At 34.3% G+C, this 16,433-nt stretch carries 17 protein-coding genes; 16 read left to right on the top strand and 1 reads right to left on the bottom strand.

Annotated features, from left to right (window positions below):
• Positions 1–15 precede the first annotated feature (15 nt).
• From iolG to DFR56_RS11345, 12 genes are all read left to right on the top strand, one after another.
• Positions 16–1,017 (top strand): inositol 2-dehydrogenase, encoded by a 1,002-nt coding sequence (gene iolG / locus DFR56_RS11390; RefSeq protein WP_110395560.1) that lies wholly within the window; start codon positions 16–18, stop codon positions 1,015–1,017.
• 105 nt (positions 1,018–1,122) lie between these two features.
• Positions 1,123–1,959, top strand: a complete 837-nt coding sequence (locus tag DFR56_RS11385) for a transketolase (RefSeq protein WP_110395559.1) — start codon at positions 1,123–1,125, stop codon at positions 1,957–1,959.
• A 3-nt stretch (positions 1,960–1,962) separates the two neighbouring features.
• Positions 1,963–2,916, top strand: a complete 954-nt coding sequence (locus DFR56_RS11380) for a transketolase family protein (protein ID WP_110395558.1) — start codon at positions 1,963–1,965, stop codon at positions 2,914–2,916.
• A 19-nt stretch (positions 2,917–2,935) separates the two neighbouring features.
• On the top strand, positions 2,936–4,363 hold the full coding sequence (locus DFR56_RS11375) for an aldehyde dehydrogenase family protein (protein WP_110395557.1): 1,428 nt from the start codon (positions 2,936–2,938) through the stop codon (positions 4,361–4,363).
• A 23-nt stretch (positions 4,364–4,386) separates the two neighbouring features.
• Positions 4,387–5,448, top strand: a complete 1,062-nt coding sequence (locus DFR56_RS11370; protein ID WP_110395556.1) for a tartrate dehydrogenase — start codon at positions 4,387–4,389, stop codon at positions 5,446–5,448.
• 28 nt (positions 5,449–5,476) lie between these two features.
• Positions 5,477–6,340 (top strand): class II fructose-1,6-bisphosphate aldolase, encoded by an 864-nt coding sequence (fba, locus tag DFR56_RS11365; protein WP_110395555.1) that lies wholly within the window; start codon positions 5,477–5,479, stop codon positions 6,338–6,340.
• A 50-nt stretch (positions 6,341–6,390) separates the two neighbouring features.
• The gene (locus DFR56_RS11360) at positions 6,391–7,602 is read left to right on the top strand and encodes an MFS transporter (RefSeq protein ID WP_110395554.1); all 1,212 of its coding nucleotides are present in this window, start codon (positions 6,391–6,393) and stop codon (positions 7,600–7,602) included.
• A 170-nt stretch (positions 7,603–7,772) separates the two neighbouring features.
• Positions 7,773–7,949, top strand: a complete 177-nt coding sequence (locus tag DFR56_RS22950) for a hypothetical protein (RefSeq protein WP_158525606.1) — start codon at positions 7,773–7,775, stop codon at positions 7,947–7,949.
• Between the two features lie 10 nt (positions 7,950–7,959).
• Positions 7,960–8,091 carry a hypothetical protein gene (locus DFR56_RS23715; RefSeq protein ID WP_278250624.1) on the top strand — a complete coding sequence of 44 codons (132 nt, stop codon included), beginning with the start codon at positions 7,960–7,962 and terminating at the stop codon, positions 8,089–8,091.
• 174 nt (positions 8,092–8,265) lie between these two features.
• Entirely contained in the window at positions 8,266–8,538 is a 273-nt protein-coding gene (locus tag DFR56_RS23470; protein ID WP_242694611.1) for a hypothetical protein, read from the top strand.
• A gap of 603 nt (positions 8,539–9,141) precedes the next feature.
• Positions 9,142–9,738, top strand: a complete 597-nt coding sequence (locus DFR56_RS11350) for a class I SAM-dependent methyltransferase (protein ID WP_110395553.1) — start codon at positions 9,142–9,144, stop codon at positions 9,736–9,738.
• Positions 9,739–9,910: 172 nt separating this feature from the next.
• A complete protein-coding gene (locus DFR56_RS11345; protein WP_110395552.1) occupies positions 9,911–10,228 on the top strand; it encodes a PTS lactose/cellobiose transporter subunit IIA in 318 nt (105 codons plus the stop codon).
• 951 nt (positions 10,229–11,179) lie between these two features.
• Here DFR56_RS11345 and DFR56_RS11340 read toward each other — a convergent pair.
• Positions 11,180–11,731, bottom strand: coding sequence for a DJ-1/PfpI family protein (locus DFR56_RS11340; protein WP_110395551.1), 552 nt, complete (start codon positions 11,729–11,731; stop codon positions 11,180–11,182).
• Positions 11,732–11,942: 211 nt separating this feature from the next.
• On the opposite strand from DFR56_RS11340, the gene DFR56_RS11335 reads away from it, so the two are divergent.
• From DFR56_RS11335 to clpX, 4 genes are all read left to right on the top strand, one after another.
• Positions 11,943–12,188: a hypothetical protein gene (locus DFR56_RS11335; protein WP_110395550.1), complete on the top strand. Its 246-nt coding sequence runs from the start codon at positions 11,943–11,945 to the stop codon at positions 12,186–12,188.
• Positions 12,189–12,259: 71 nt separating this feature from the next.
• A complete protein-coding gene (locus DFR56_RS11330; RefSeq protein ID WP_110395549.1) occupies positions 12,260–13,222 on the top strand; it encodes a hypothetical protein in 963 nt (320 codons plus the stop codon).
• A gap of 187 nt (positions 13,223–13,409) precedes the next feature.
• Positions 13,410–14,702: a trigger factor gene (gene tig / locus DFR56_RS11325; protein ID WP_110395548.1), complete on the top strand. Its 1,293-nt coding sequence runs from the start codon at positions 13,410–13,412 to the stop codon at positions 14,700–14,702.
• A 436-nt stretch (positions 14,703–15,138) separates the two neighbouring features.
• Positions 15,139–16,416, top strand: a complete 1,278-nt coding sequence (clpX, locus tag DFR56_RS11320) for an ATP-dependent protease ATP-binding subunit ClpX (RefSeq protein ID WP_110395547.1) — start codon at positions 15,139–15,141, stop codon at positions 16,414–16,416.
• Positions 16,417–16,433: the final 17 nt, after the last annotated feature.

The following is a 16,433-nucleotide window of genomic DNA, read 5'->3' as shown; positions in this document are numbered from 1 at the left end:
AAAAGGAGTGACCAAATGAAGAAAACAACTATTGGTATCATCGGTGCAGGTAGAATTGGAAGACTACATGCTGAAAATATTATTAGCTTTCCCAATGTGAGAATAAAGACAATTTCAGATCTTTTCATTGAACATGTAACAGATTGGGCGAAAACAATCGGTATTGAAGAAGTTGTTACAAAATATGAAGATATTATAAATGACGAAGAAATTGATGCGATTTTTGTATGTTCACCAACAGATACACATGCAGAAATTATTATTGCTGCAGCTATTAAAGGAAAACATATTTTTTGCGAAAAACCAATTAGTTTTTCTATCAATGAAACAAAAGAAGTACTAGAGGCAGTAAAGGAAGCCGGTGTAAAATTTCAAGTAGGGTTTAACCGTCGATTTGATCGCAATTTTTTACGTATTCATGAATCTGTAAAAAATGGTGTCATTGGAGAACCACATATTATAAAAATTACATCGAGAGACCCAGAGCCACCACCAGTTGAATATATTAAAGGCTCGGGAGGACTATTTTTTGATATGGCAATACATGATTTTGATATGGCACGATACCTTGTGAATAGTGAAGTAGTTGAAGTTTTTTCGTTAGGAGCAAACTTAGTAGATCCTGCTATCGGAGAGGTAGGCGATATTGATACTGCAATCACTACGTTAACATTTGCAAATGGAGCAATTGGTGTTATCGATAATAGTAGAAAAGCAGTATATGGATATGATCAACGAGTAGAAGTTTTTGGTGGAAAAGGGAGTCTCACTTGTGAAAATGATCGACCAACAACAGTTGAATTTAGTACGATTGATGGAACACATAAAGATAATTTGAAACATTTCTTTTTAGAGCGGTATAAAGAAGCTTATATTGCAGAAACATTTGCTTTTATTGATTCTATTCAGAATGATAAACCTTTACAATGTGAAGGAAATGATGGGCTCCAAGCAGAACTTATTGCAAAAGCTGCCAAGCAATCATATATAGAAGGACGTCCTATTTCTATAAAGTAAGTATTATTTACAAGATAAAATCTCTTTATCTTGTATCTATTTCGCAATATAGTAAAGCGCTTAACCTTAATTTGAACAAATGGATATAATTTAGGAGGATTTATAATGACTTTATCAAGCGAAGATTTAATTAATAAGGCAAGATTAGCAAGACGTTATGTTATTGAAACAGTTCATCACGCAGGAGCAGGGCACCTAGGAGGTCCGCTTTCAGCGATTGACTTATTAACTTATTTATATTTTAAAGAAATGAATATTGACCCTAAAAACCCACGGAACGAAAATAGAGATCGATTCGTTCTCTCAAAAGGACATTCTGCAATTGGACTATATTCAGTATTGGCATTAAGAGGATATTTACCTGTTGAAGAGCTAAAAACATTTGATGCTATTAATTCACGGCTTCAAGCTCATCCTGATTTGAATGCTCTACCCGGGCTTGATATGTCAACAGGGTCTCTTGGACAAGGAATTTCAGCAGCAGTAGGAATGGCACTCGGAGCAAAATTACAAAATAAAGCATTTCGTACGTATTGTATAGTAGGAGATGGCGAATCACAAGAAGGTCAAGTTTGGGAAGCGGCAGACGTTGCTTCAAAGTATCGTTTAGATAATTTTGTAGCTATTCTTGACTACAATAAATTGCAACAATTTGGCTGGAATGGAGAAAATGGTAGACGTAAAATTCCGGTAGAAGCGCCCGAAAATCGTTGGAGAGCTTTTGGCTGGCATGTCATTTCCATTGACGGACATAACTTTGAAGAAATAGAAGCAGCATTTAAAGAGGCAAGAGAAGTAAAGGATAGACCTACTATTATTATTGCAAATACGGTAAAAGGAAAAGGAGTTAGCTTTATGGAAAATGCATATTTATGGCACTCCAGAGTCCCAACGAATGAAGAATTAGCAAATGCAATAAAAGAATTATGTGTGGAGGGATAATCAATGGCTAGTTTATTATCAGACAAAAAAGAAACGATGAGAGATATATTTGGTGAAACAATATTACAATTATCAAAAGAAGATGAAAAAGTGTATGTAGTGGACGGTGATTTAGCAAACTCAACGAAAATTGACGGGGTTGCATTAAAAAATCCAGATAAATTTTTACAAATGGGAATTGCCGAACAGAATATGTTAAGTGTCTGTTCAGGACTTGCAACTACTGGTCTTCAACCTTGGGCGGTCACATTTGCTGCATTTCTTTCCAAACGAGCAATTGACCAAATCCAAGTACAAATTGCTCAACCTAATTTAAATGTAAATATGATCGGTGCTTATAGCGGTTTACTTACAGGACTTACTGGTAAAACACACCAATCATTAGAAGATATTGCGATTTTTAGAACGCTTGCAAATATGACTGTGCTTGCTCCAGCTGACAGTACAGAAGTGAAGAAAATGATGGAGTTTGCTCACCAATTCGATGGACCTGTATATATGCGACTAGCACGTGATCCATACCCAGTTATTTTTGAAGATGATTATGAGTTTGAAATTGGAAAAGCGGTTTCACTTAAAGAAGGAACAGATGTAACAATTATTTCAACAGGAACACAAACGAGCCGGTCCATTGAAGCGGCAGAATCGCTAGAAAAAGAAGGACTCTCTGTTGCAGTGTTACATATGCCGACAATTAAACCGTTAGATAAGAAAGCAATTGTAAAAGCTGCTGAAAAAACTGGTGTGATCGTCACAGCAGAGGAACATAGTATTTATGGTGGACTTGGCAGTGCTGTTGCAGAAGTTTTGGTAGAAGAAAAACCAGTACCAATGCTTCGAGTCGGCGTAAAAGATCGTAATACTGAATCAGCACCAAATGAAGCTTTACTTGAAGATTTTGAAGTTTCGGCTGCACATATCGCTAAAGCAGTGAAAGAGGTAGTAAAGAGAAAGTAAATAAGAAAGGGACGATAATATGATTACAGAAGTGAAAAAAGAAAAATTATTTATTGATGGTGAGTGGATTGAATCAGCTAAAAAACAAGAAGTTTACAATAAATATACAGGGGAATTATATGCAGTTATTTCTGTTGCCGATGAAAAAATAGTTGATAGGGCAATTGAAGCCGCTATTGAAGCATTTAAACAGACCACATTTGCTCCTGAATATCGATATACTGTTTTAATGAAAGTTGCTTCACTCTTAATGGAACGAAAACAGGAACTTGCGGAAATTATTGCAAATGAAGGTGGAAAGCCGATTACAGATGCACTTGTAGAAGTAGCGCGTTCGGCTGCTACTTTCCAAATTGCCGCAGATGAAGCGAAGAAACTTGTCGGTGAAATTATCCCTAACTATAATGTTCAAGGAAGATTTTTATATACAGTCAAAAAACCAGTAGGAGTTGTGGCAGCAATTACACCATTTAACTTTCCGTTAAATCTTGTCGTCCACAAAGTTGCCCCAGCATTAGCTGCTGGGAACCCTGTCATCATTAAACCAGCTTCAGAAACACCTAGTCTCGCAATTAGACTTTGTGAATTACTAGAAGAAGCTGGAGTACCAAAAGGATTTGTGCAATGTGTGATTGGTGGAGGGAGAACAGTCGGTGAACAATTATTACAAGATGAACGAATTGCTCATTATACGTTTACTGGCTCACCTGGTGTTGGCAAGCATATTCAAAAAACGATTGGTCTGAGAAAGGCTACATTGGAACTTGGCTCTAATTCAGCGACGATCGTTCATCATGATGCAGATATCGATAAAGCAGCACAAAAGTTAGCGAAAATGTCCTTTGCACATGCTGGTCAAATTTGTATTTCAGTGCAAAGAATTTTTGTCCATCAAGAGATTGAACAAGCATTTATGGAGAAGTTTTTATCGGAAGTAAAAAAATTAAAAGTCGGAAACCCTCTAAATCCAGAAACAAATGTAGGGCCAATGATTAATGAAAAAGAAGCTGAACGTGTGGAACAGTGGATTGAAGAAGCAAAAACGGATGGTGCTGCCATTTTAACTGGTGGATCAAGAGAGAAGAATATTTTTGAACCGACCGTATTAACGAATGTGAAAAAAGGAATGAAAGTGTTAGATGAGGAATTATTTGCTCCTGTTGTTTCAGTAACTACTTATTGTAAGCTGGAAGAAGCAATTGATTTAGTAAATGATTCGAAATATGGATTACAAGCTGGAATTTACACAGCTGATTTAACTATTTCTTACAAAATTCCTTACCTGCTTGATGTTGGTGGTGTAGTAATTAATGATACATGCTGCTATCGTACAGATCAAATGCCATATGGTGGAGTAAAAGAAAGTGGAAACGGTAAGGAAGGTCCTGCTTATGCCATTCAAGAATTAGTCGAAACGGTTACCGTTGTGGTAAATTTAGAAGGGTAATAAATAGAAAGGTGAAAAAGCAGATGAATATAAAGAAAATTGCGGTTATTGCAGGAGATGGGATTGGACCAGAAGTAGTTGCAGAAGGTATAAAAGTAATGGAGAAAGCTGCCGTATTAGATGGGAGAATTTCCTTTGAATTTACTCATTTTCCATGGGGCTGTGAATATTATTTAGAACATGGAAAAATGATGGCAGATGATGGGATTGAACAGTTAAAGGCATTTGATGCTATCTATTTAGGTGCTGTCGGTTACCCTGGTGTCCCTGATCATATTTCGTTATGGGATTTATTGTTAATCATTAGAAAAGAATTTGATCAATATGTTAATTTACGCCCAATCCAATTATTAGATGGCGCTACTTGTCCGATTACACATGGAACGAAAGAAAATATCGATATGCTTTTTATTCGTGAAAACTCGGAAGGGGAATATGCTGGAGCTGGTGATTGGTTATTTAAGGGAAAACAAGAGGAAGTAGTTTTACAAACAGGTGTCTTTTCTCGTAAAGGAACAGAACGAATAATGCGTCATGCATTTGAAGTCGCTAAAAAAGAAAAGAAATCATTAACGAGTATTAGTAAAGGGAATGCATTAAATTATTCTATGGTTTTTTGGGATGAAGTATTTGAAGAAATTAGTCAAGAATATCCTGAAGTAGAAACATATTCTTACCTTGTCGATGCGGCAGCAATGCATATGATTATGGATCCAGGCCGCTTTGAAGTTGTTGTCACTTCGAACTTATTTGGCGATATTTTAACAGATGTTGGTGCGGCACTGGCTGGAGGAATGGGGCTTGCAGCAGGAGCAAATATAAATCCAGAGCGTACATACCCATCGATGTTTGAGCCTGTTCACGGATCCGCTCCAGATATTGCTGGAAAGCAAATCGCAAATCCACTTGCAGCGATTTGGTCGGTCAGTCAAATGTTCGATTTTTTCGGCTTTGAAGATATTGGGGAAAATATTTTACAGGCAATTGAAAAAGTAATGACGGAAGGTGAAGTACTTACTCCAGATCTTGGTGGAAATGCAAAAACAAATGAAGTTGGGGAGCGGGTCGTTCAACTTTTAAAGTAAATAATTTGAGTTAGGAGAGAAGTGATTTATGCCACTCGTATCGATGAAAGAGATGCTTAATATTGCAAAAGAAAATCAATATGCAGTAGGACAGTTTAATGTTAATAATTTAGAATATGCACAAGCTATTTTAGAAGCAGCGGAAGAAGAAAAGTCACCAGTTATCCTTGGCGTTTCTGAAGGGGCTGCCCGTTATATGGGAGGTTTTAAGGTAGTTGTAACGATGGTAAACGCATTGATGGAAGAGTACGGAACGACCGTACCTGTTGCGATTCACTTAGACCATGGTTCAAGCTTTGAGAAATGTGCAGAAGCAATCCATGCCGGATTTCCATCTGTCATGATCGATAGCTCACATTTGCCACTTGAAGAAAATATTGCTCTGACAAAAAAAGTCGTGGAACTCGCACATATTCACGGTGTATCAGTTGAAGCAGAACTTGGTCGTATCGGCGGGCAAGAAGATGATCTCGTTGTGGATGATGCAGAAGCGATGTACGCGATTCCTGCAGAATGTGATCAGTTAGTAAGAGAAACAAATGTAGATTGTTTCGCACCAGCACTTGGTTCTGTTCATGGACCATATAAAGGCGAACCTAATTTAGGATTTGAGCAAATGGAAGAAGTAATGAAATTAACTGGAGTGCCACTTGTGTTACATGGTGGAACAGGTATCCCTTTAAAGGATATTCAGCGTGCTATTTCTTTAGGAACAGCAAAAATAAATGTCAATACAGAAAACCAGATCATGCAAACGAAAAAGATTCGTGAAGTGCTAGCAGTAGACACTGAAGTTTATGATCCGCGTAAATATATGGGACCAGGCCGGGAAGCGATTAAGGAAACGGTTATTGGGAAAATGCGTGAGTTTGGTTCTTCGCAAAAAGCGTAAAGGAAAGTAATCCCCTTACGCTTTCTTTTCCTTGTAATTAGATTGCTTATATGGAGGTGGATACGATCGAACTCGCTAAAAAAAAGAATGTTCAAACAGTCCCAATAAAGGCACATATTTTTTTTAATCTTGCTGTGTTTTGTTTTTGGTTTTCGATTTATATATACATACCATTATTTAGTGTATATTTAGAGTCTGTCGGATTTTCCTATGCAGCAATTGGAATCATTTTAGGAGCTTATGGTGTCACCCAAATCTTGTTTCGATTCCCACTCGGTATTTTATCTGATGTACTTCATAAAATTAGGAAACAATTACTCATAGCTGGATTTGTTTGTGCTTTTATTAGCTGTATGCTCCTTGTTTATTTTGATTCATTTATATTCGTATTATTTGCTAGATTGTTAGCAGGAATTACGGCATCCATGTGGGTAATGGCGACAGTATTGTATTCCTACTATTTTAGTCCAAGTAAAGCCGCAAAAGCGATGGGCGCTATGCAATTTAATACAGTAACAACTCAGTTTATTTGTATGACGGCCAGTGGATATCTAATTCATCTTTTTGGATGGAATTTCCCTTTTTGGCTCGGGGGAATTGCTTCTTTATTTGGAATCTATTTTGCTTGGAATATAAAAGAAGTACAAAATGGAACGGAAAATAATTTAACACTCCGTGTAAATGCGTACATAAAAAGAACAAATGCTATACCAGGTTTAAAGCTCGTTACTTTTTTATCATTAATTGCACATGCTATTTTATTTATTTCCATATTCGGGTTTAGTCCAATGATAGCAGTTTCAATTGGCATAAATGAACAACAGTTTGTCTGGTTAATGAGTGCATTTTTTATTCCACATGCATTGACATCACTTGGTTTAATGATATTTTCTTTAGATCCAAAATATAATCGTATGTTTCTCAAGATTAGTTTTATTTTAACATCCATCTTTTTAGGATTAATTCCACTTGCGAATACACTTATATCTATTAGTTTGTACCATGCTGGACTTGGCTTTGCCTTAGGATTTACATTTCCATTATTATTAAGTGAAGTAGTGCAAATAAGTCCAGATGAGTTAAAAATGTCTGCAATGGGTTACTATCAATCATTTTATGCGCTCGGTATATTAATTGGACCAATCTTTGCTGGTGTAATTGCTGAACAATTTGGATTAAATGAAGTATTTTTATTTTCGGCAATTTTAACATTACTATCTGTGATGATCCTTTATTTTTGGCAAAGTAAAAATAGACGTTAAAATTGCTTTTACGACTTCATAAAATGTTTATTGGCAATTTTTTGGTGTGAAGTGTGAATAAAATAAGATAAGTGAGAAAGAAGGGCAGGAATATCTTTTTGTGTTATAATAAGTATTAATAAGTATGAATTAATTATAGATCATGAGGGAATTATAAAGGGTGATGAAAAATGATCATTACTACATTAAAAGAAATTAAGAAGAATGTTTTAAAAGATAGAGATACAAAGGAAAAGATTTTAAAGGAATATGAAAAATATTTAGCAACTAAAAATCTTAAAAAAGGTCGAGTTCGTCCAAGAGATCCTGTTGAAGCAGAAATTTTAGCAAAACTCGCCAAAAAGTAGGTGAGCTTATATGGACATCTCAAAAGCACTTGAAGAACTTGAGAAATTAAAGGATAAACCAAAGTATGAAGCAATGATGAATACGACTGCAATCATTACTAAACTTCTCGAACCACATAAAATTCAACCAATCATCGTTTGAGGTCTTTCCGTAGAGATATATACACAAAATGACTATACAACTAGAGATATAGATATAGTTGCACCTGGTAGGCACATAATTGAAGAAATTCTTATATCTTTAAATTTCATAAAAAAAGGAAGGCATTTTTATAGAGAGGATATTGAGGTAGTAATAGAAATTCCTGATAATTATTTGGCAGGAGATAAAAATAAAGTAATTAAAGCATACATGGATGAAGATGATGATAAATATGTATATATAATTTCCAAAGAAGATATTATTTTAGATAGAGTAAGGGCAACTCTTTTTTGGGAATCTGAAGATGACGAGAAATGGGCATTTAATATTTTCTCTAAAAACTTCCATGAATTAGATATTAAATATCTAATCAAGAAGACAGAGAATAAAAAAGAAGAAGAATTAATTAGAAAATGGATAAAATTAATGGAAGAAAGTAATTTATAAAGAAAACTTGGTTCAGATGGAGGAATGAAGCAAACCAAGAACACGACGTCCTAGGACTGGGACTGCGCTAAATGCTCGTCCCACCGAAAATATTTGCACTCGCTCATCCCATCAAAAACGTCTGTCACAACGTTTGCTCGTAGCATTTCCTATGTGTCGAAACTCCACCTAAATCTTAGCCGCACTTATTCCGGAGCTTGTCAAATAAATAGAGTCTATTTGCATAAGTGCAACATCACCTCTACCTACGCCTGTCGGTTTGTTAGTCGGTGTGTTTTCTTTAGCGGCACTTATCTCTCGCCTGTAAGGCTAAGAGTCTTAGTAACGTCGCGAATATAAAATATATTTAAAACAAATATACAGAAATGAGGCCACCTAGAAATCAGTAAAAACTGATTTTCTAGGATAGGCTTTTTTTATGACTTATTTTTTGCAGAGTAAAAATAAACGTTAAAGATTTCTTTCCTACTTCACAAATTAAGATGGATGATAGAAGGGCAGGAATATTCCTGTCTTTTTTGTGTTATCATTAGTAGTAATTTATAAGCGGATTAGAAGTTGAAGAAGATTGTTATGATATTTTTAATAATAGGAGACTAGCATATGGAAAATAACGTTTTTGAACAGTTGGCAAAAAAATATGATACAGAAGAAAGAATTGAATTAGCTAAAGTTATAGTTAAGGAAGTAAGACCGGAATTACAGAATAGTAAATCAAAATCTTTAATCGACTATGGGAGCGGTACGGGTCTAATTAGTTTAGAATTGTCGGATTTAATAAATTCTATTTTGTTGATAGATTCATCAAAACGAATGTTGGAAGTTGCACAGGCTAAAATTTCTCACAAAGGCATTAGCAACTCAGAAGTACTTTATTCCGATTTTACGGAAGAAACTCCTAAACTTAAGGCGGATATAGTATTAATGTCACTAGTCCTTCTTCATATTCCGGATACTAAAAAAATTTTACAAGAATTGTTCAACGTTTTAAATAATGGTGGTAAGTTACTTATTATTGATTTTGACAAAAACGATAAAATCAATCATCCGAAAGTTCATAACGGCTTTTCGCATGAAGAACTGAAAAAAAGGTTATCCGAAGTTGGATTTAAATCAATTGAAATAAAGACATTTTATCATGGAAATCGTATTTTTATGAATCAGGATGCCTCATTGTTTATATCGCGTAGTATAAAATGATTTCTTTTTTGGATGAGTAATATGGGTATAAGGAAGTCGGTACTTTTTGTTGTATGGAATTTGTTCAGTATCACTTTATATAATGATAAGGGTTGATTGGTATAATATCCCTTATTATTAAAAGTGGGACATTTTTAATTGGGTTAGGTATTGGAGGAGGAGTAGAGATAATATGGAACATGAGATTATACAACTAATTGTGCATAGTATGGATGCAACGGAATTGTTTCTGGAATCCATTACAAAAGCGAAAAACAATAATTGGAACGAAGTAAAACAGCTAATTAATGAAGGTAATCAACGTCTGAAAAAAGCTCAGAAAGTAAGGGAAATCTTTTTGAAAAATGAAAACTGTGAAGAAATAGAACAGTCTTTAAAAATAGCAATAGCATTGCAATCAGTAAAGAATGCAGAGGTGGTTAAAGAAAACTGCATAGCATTTAGTTCTTACTTTAAAAAAATGAGTAGACTAGAAAATATACCTATATAAAATCAGGATATAAATAATCACTCTTGTGTATCTGTTATCTACTTTATTGTTGTTTATACATATTTTTACTATTATTCATTTTTATAATTTACAATAACAATGCAGCATAAGGAGCAAGGGTAGCGGATGATTTGTCGATAGACTAAAAATTGGATACACCGAATTGCGAGTGTGTATTTGGAAAGCCAAAGAAGGTTTACTGTCGCCGTAGTAATTCCGCTTGAGGATCCATTGTAGCAATTAGCATTGTAGAAAGCTCCGTTAATGCTAAGGATTCTTGATTTTCGGAGTACAATTTATAAATTGTTTTAATTGTACTAAGTTTTGATAATGATTTTCAAGGGTTTCAATACATGGTCCCCATATTGAATGTTGAAAACCTCTATTTTATTTCAATTTTGAATTCGCTACAAGACCTTCTTTATTAGCCTGGTTATCGAAATCCATTAGTTAAATTTTTACTGAGAGAGGGTTTTGTCATTCTTTTAGTAATAATTAACATAACTTGCCTTTTCCTTTGAGATATTGTGAATTTTTCCTAAAATACCTGTTTCCCCATTAGCTTTCCCAACTTCACCAATTCCACCTTCTTTTAGTGATTTAGCTTTCCCAACCCTCAAAAATTGGATTATTTTATAAATTGGTGAATTTCAAACACTAATCATAACTTTTGGAATGATGAGCTTTTTAATCTATGTTTCATTAATTTGGTACAAGCATATAGTATAAAGGTGGCGTTTTATCTTGAAAGAATTTTCTCTACGTGGTTTTACATTAATGCTAGATTTAATTTTCTATGACCAGATACATTCAAGTTGTAGTAAAAGAAGAAACGCATTATTACTTATAATAGACATGGATATAAATGATCTTAAAAATCAGGCCTGCTTATAAAAAATACTATGTCATTGAATACAAAAGGAGAGCTGTTCACCTTAGCTCTCCCACTTTTCAACCTTTTAATTGTTCGATAAACATTTTCATTACTCCAGGTAGATCAGGCCATGCATGCCCAGAGACGAGATTTCCATCTTCATGTAGCATTTCATCCATATATGTACCTCCAGCAGCTTGTACTTCAGGTTTACAAGCAATATACGCTGTCATTTCCCGTCCCTTTATATGTTCAGGTACGGTAGTTAAGACAAGACTGCCGTGACAAACAGAAGCAATTGGCTTATTTGTTTCAAAAAAATGACTAACAATATTAGGTACATGGTCATTCATACGAATATGTTCAGGCGAACGGCCACCAGGGATAAATAATCCATCATATTCTTCAGGGTTTACATCTTCAAAGGCAATATGTGCATCAATTAGGTATCCAGGTTTTTCCGTGTATGTTTCCCAGTTTGTAAAATCGTGTACAACGGTATGAATCTTTTTTACTTCTGTTGCTGCAATAACAGGGTCAAAACCTTCTTCTAAACAACGGTAATACGGATAATAAATTTCTAGTGATTCAACTGCATCACCAATTAAAATTAGTACCTTTTTTGACATGTTTATTCCTCCTTGAAAATGATTAGGAAAACCTTTATAGATAGGAATCCTATTAATCTTCATTCTACGCTACATAATATTTATTTCAACACATTATTCTGTATTTTAACAAAATTTACATATTAATTGCAGCATAAAGTGATAAGCGATATCACTATGCCGTTCATTTCTCCTCGTACGAGCATACAGTATTGCTAGGAGGAGATGTTACATGTTTGAAGTTTATGATATTGCCGTTGTTCCTTTGATCACTGGTCTTGTGCAACTATTTAAATTGGCGGGATTTAAAGCTAAATATGCGCCTTTTATCGCTTTATTACTTGGCATTTTATTTGGTCTGTTTTATTTTGGTAGTAGTATAAAGGAAGGAATACTTATTGGACTAGTATTAGGGTTATCTGCAAGTGGATTATATAGTGGTAGTAAAAATATGCTAGAGAAAAACAAGGAAGAATAAAATAGAGATGAACGGAGAAATAGTGTTATAATTTATTTACACAAAATCTTGGAAGAAATGTGGTGGTAAGAATGAAAGAAACGAATAATGTAGTTTTATTTCCAGGCATGCTACAACAATTAGAGGTGGAAAGTTTTACAGCGATGGATGAGGAAAATTATGAAACAGCTTTGGAAAAGTTAAATTTATTACTTTCCCATCAGATTTCTTCTTATAAAATCCATGTAGGGAAATTAATTTGCCTTATTAAATTAAATCAGTTCATAGAAGCGGAACAATTTTGTGAGGAATTATTATGGAATAAAGATGATCACCATTATGATGATTATTTTGACTATTATACGATGATTTTATATGAAAGAAACAAATTTAGTGAATTAATGACTGCAATTGAAGAAGAGAAAAAAGTAAGATTAATTCCTGATAAGTATTTGAATAAACTTGAGCAATTGTATAATATTTGTTATCAAATGAATGAAATGACAGCGAGTGAACTATTAAAAGATCTACATGTAGCAGTAGAAGAGAATGACCATCAAAAGCAATGGTATATAATAAATAAATGGAAACAATTAAGCGTAAAAGTTCCACCTTTTTTTATCACTTTATTGCAGCAAGAAGTGATTCATCCAGTTGTAAAAACGTATATACTTGAAGTAGTAAAGGAACATGATGTAAACGAAAAAATTGAAATAATAAAATTTGGTGATTCTTTAACGGTAAATCTAGATGAACTACCACAAATAGACGAGCATCCGATTTATCAAAAAACCTTAGAACAAATCCGGCCTCTTGAACAGGAAAATCCAACCTTGTTTCAATTAGTAAATGAATTACTCGATCAATTCGTTTATGTTCGCTATCCATTTTATTATCCAGATGATGATGTACAAACTGTAGCAAGAGCGTTAATCCATCTTGGGAAAGTTCACTTATCACTCCATAGTCCAAAGGAAGATAAGGATAAAAAGATAAATAAATTCATTCAACATATTCAAGTTTGTAATGAATTATATTTAAATATTATTCTATAAAAGAATATTAATGTAATATTATTTGAAAGGTTCTATCAATATGTTATACTAAGATGGTTGAAATAAAACGTGTGTTTACTTGGGGTTGTTCATAGCTATTTTAAAAAAGAGTCTAAAAAACACGCATGATAATGAATATGAAAAATAATTGAAATATATTAGTTTTAAATAAGTTGGAGGGAATAAAATGTCAGTAACGGCTAAATGGGAGAAAAAAGAAGGAAATGAAGGAGTATTAACGATAAATGTATCTTCAGATGAGTTTAATCAAGCTCTAGATAAAGCATTTAAAAAAGTTGTAAAGGATGTTTCTTTACCGGGATTTAGAAAGGGAAGAATTCCACGTCCTATTTTTGAAAAACGTTTCGGAGTGGAATCATTGTACCAAGATGCTGTCGATATTATTTTACCTAAAGCATATGGCGAGGCAATTGATCAAACAGAGATTTTTCCAGTAGACCAACCAAATATTGATATTGAAGAAATTGAGCGTGGGAAAGATCTCGTCTTTACTTGTGAAGTTACAGTGAAACCAGAAGTAAAGCTTGGTGAGTATAAAGGACTTGAAGTAGAAGAAGAGTCTGTTGAAGTAACGGACGAAGATGTGGAAAATGAACTGAAAGCACTCCAAGAAAGTCAAGCAGAACTCGTCTTAAAAGAAGAGGGAAGCATTGAAGAAGGCAATACAGTCGTCATTGATTTTGAAGGGTTTTTAGAGGATGAAGCTTTTGAAGGTGGAAAAGGAGAAAATCACCCACTTGAAATTGGTTCAGGTCAGTTTATCCCAGGATTTGAAGAACAATTAATTGGTAAAGAAGCGGGAGAAGAACCGGAGATAAGTGTAACATTCCCTGCTGATTACCATGCAGAGGATCTTGCTGGTAAAGAAGCATTATTTAAAGTGAAAATTCATGAAGTAAAAGAAAAAGAGCTTCCAGAACTAGATGATGAGTTTGCAAAAGATGTCGATGAGGATGTCGAAACATTAGAAGAGCTAAAAGCGAAGAAAAAAGAAGAACTACAAAAAGAAAAAGAACAAACTGCAGAAAACAATAAGCGTGAGCAATTAATTGAGCAAGTAACAGATAAAGCGGAAGTAGATATTCCAGAAGCGATGATCGATACGGAACTTGATCAAATGATGAAAGAATTTGAACAACGCCTCCAAATGCAAGGCATGAATCTAGAAAATTACTTCCAATTCTCTGGACAATCAGAAGATGAGTTAAAAGAGCAAATGAAAAATGATGCAGAGAAACGTGTGAAAACAAACTTAACGTTAGAAGCGATATTGGATGCAGAAGAAATTGAAGTTTCAGAAGAAGATATCGATGCAGAACTTACTGAAATGGCGAAATTGTACAAATTAGAGAAAGATCAAATTGTCGGAATGCTAGGCGGCAATTCAGATGTGTTAAAAGAAGACTTGAAAATTAAAAAAGCAATTAACTACATTGTAGAACAAAGTAAAGCTGTTTAATTCCTACGACGGTAAATGTATGTTAAGATAAAACAATATTGTAACAAGGTGCATTATAGAGTGCACCTTGTTTTCACTTATCTAAAAGGATAAAAAGCAATTAATAGTTATAATTTATGAATAAACTGGTACAATAAAAGAATATGAAGTTTTATTTAGCGGATAGAAATGTCTATTACTTTCCTACTGCATAGGCACTATTTTAGTTCTCACTATTAAAACGCCTTGCTTAAAGTGCGGAACAACTGGAATGATACAGTCCATTCAATCGTATGATGTTAGAAAGGGGAGTTTAAAATAGTGCTGAAAAACTTTTCTACCTTCTTTTTGAACAGCTTATCGAAGGGTGTATCATTTTATTTTCCAAATTGTATCTGATATGATTGCTATAAAGATTGAATATAAAGTGTGAGTTAAACGTTTAGGGGTGAAATGTATGTTTAAATTCAATGAAGAAAAAGGACAGTTAAAATGTTCATTCTGTGGCAAAGACCAAGATTCAGTGCGTAAATTGGTTGCTGGACCAGGTGTATATATATGTGATGAATGTATTGAATTATGTACGGAAATTGTTGAAGAAGAAATCGGGATGGATGAAGATGTAGAGGTCGAGGAAATCCCGAAGCCGAAAGAAATTTGTGAAACTCTTGACAACTACGTTATTGGTCAAGAAAAGGCAAAAAAGAATTTATCAGTAGCAGTCTATAACCATTATAAGCGAATTAATTCACCTAAAAATGCTGACGATGTAGAGCTATCGAAAAGTAATATCGCAATGATTGGACCTACAGGAAGCGGTAAAACATTACTTGCTCAAACGCTTGCTCGAATTATCAATGTTCCATTTGCTATTGCGGATGCTACATCGTTAACAGAGGCCGGTTATGTAGGGGAAGATGTAGAAAATATTTTGCTTAAATTAATCCAAGCTGCTGATTACGATATTGAAAAAGCGGAAAAAGGGATTATTTATATCGATGAAATTGATAAAGTGGCACGTAAATCAGAAAACCCATCGATCACACGCGACGTTTCTGGGGAAGGTGTGCAACAGGCACTTTTAAAAATTTTGGAAGGAACGGTAGCCAGTGTTCCGCCACAAGGTGGTCGTAAACACCCACATCAGGAGTTTATTCAAATCGATACGACAAATATCCTTTTTATCGTAGGTGGTGCTTTTGACGGAATTGACCAAATTATTAAACGCCGATTAGGTAAAAAAGTGATCGGGTTTGGTGATCAGAATGAACATGAAGAATTAGACATGGGTGAACTATTATCAAAAGTTTTACCTGAAGACCTATTAAGCTACGGTCTTATTCCAGAGTTCATTGGACGTTTACCAGTGATCGCAAGTTTAAAACCATTAGATGAAGCAGCATTAATTGAGATTTTAACAAAGCCGAAAAACGCTTTAGTGAAACAATATGAAAAGTTATTCCTAATGGATAATGTAGAATTAGAATTTGAAGAAGACGCATTAAAAGAGATTGCCAAAAGTGCGATGGAACGAAAAACAGGGGCTCGTGGTTTAAGGTCAATTATCGAAAACATAATGTTAGAAATCATGTTTGAGCTTCCATCACGGGAAGATATAGAAAAATGTATCATAACAAAAGAAGCGGTAACAACAGAAAATGTGAGACCTAAATTATTCTATACAGATGGTACAATAGAGGATAATACGAAAAACATTCCTAAGGAAAGCGCATAGTTATATATTTCAAAATA

This window comes from Pseudogracilibacillus auburnensis (genome assembly GCF_003201975.1).
Taxonomy (GTDB): Bacteria; Bacillota; Bacilli; order Bacillales; family Amphibacillaceae; genus Pseudogracilibacillus; species Pseudogracilibacillus auburnensis.
This window is presented reverse-complemented; position numbering and strand designations above follow the sequence as displayed.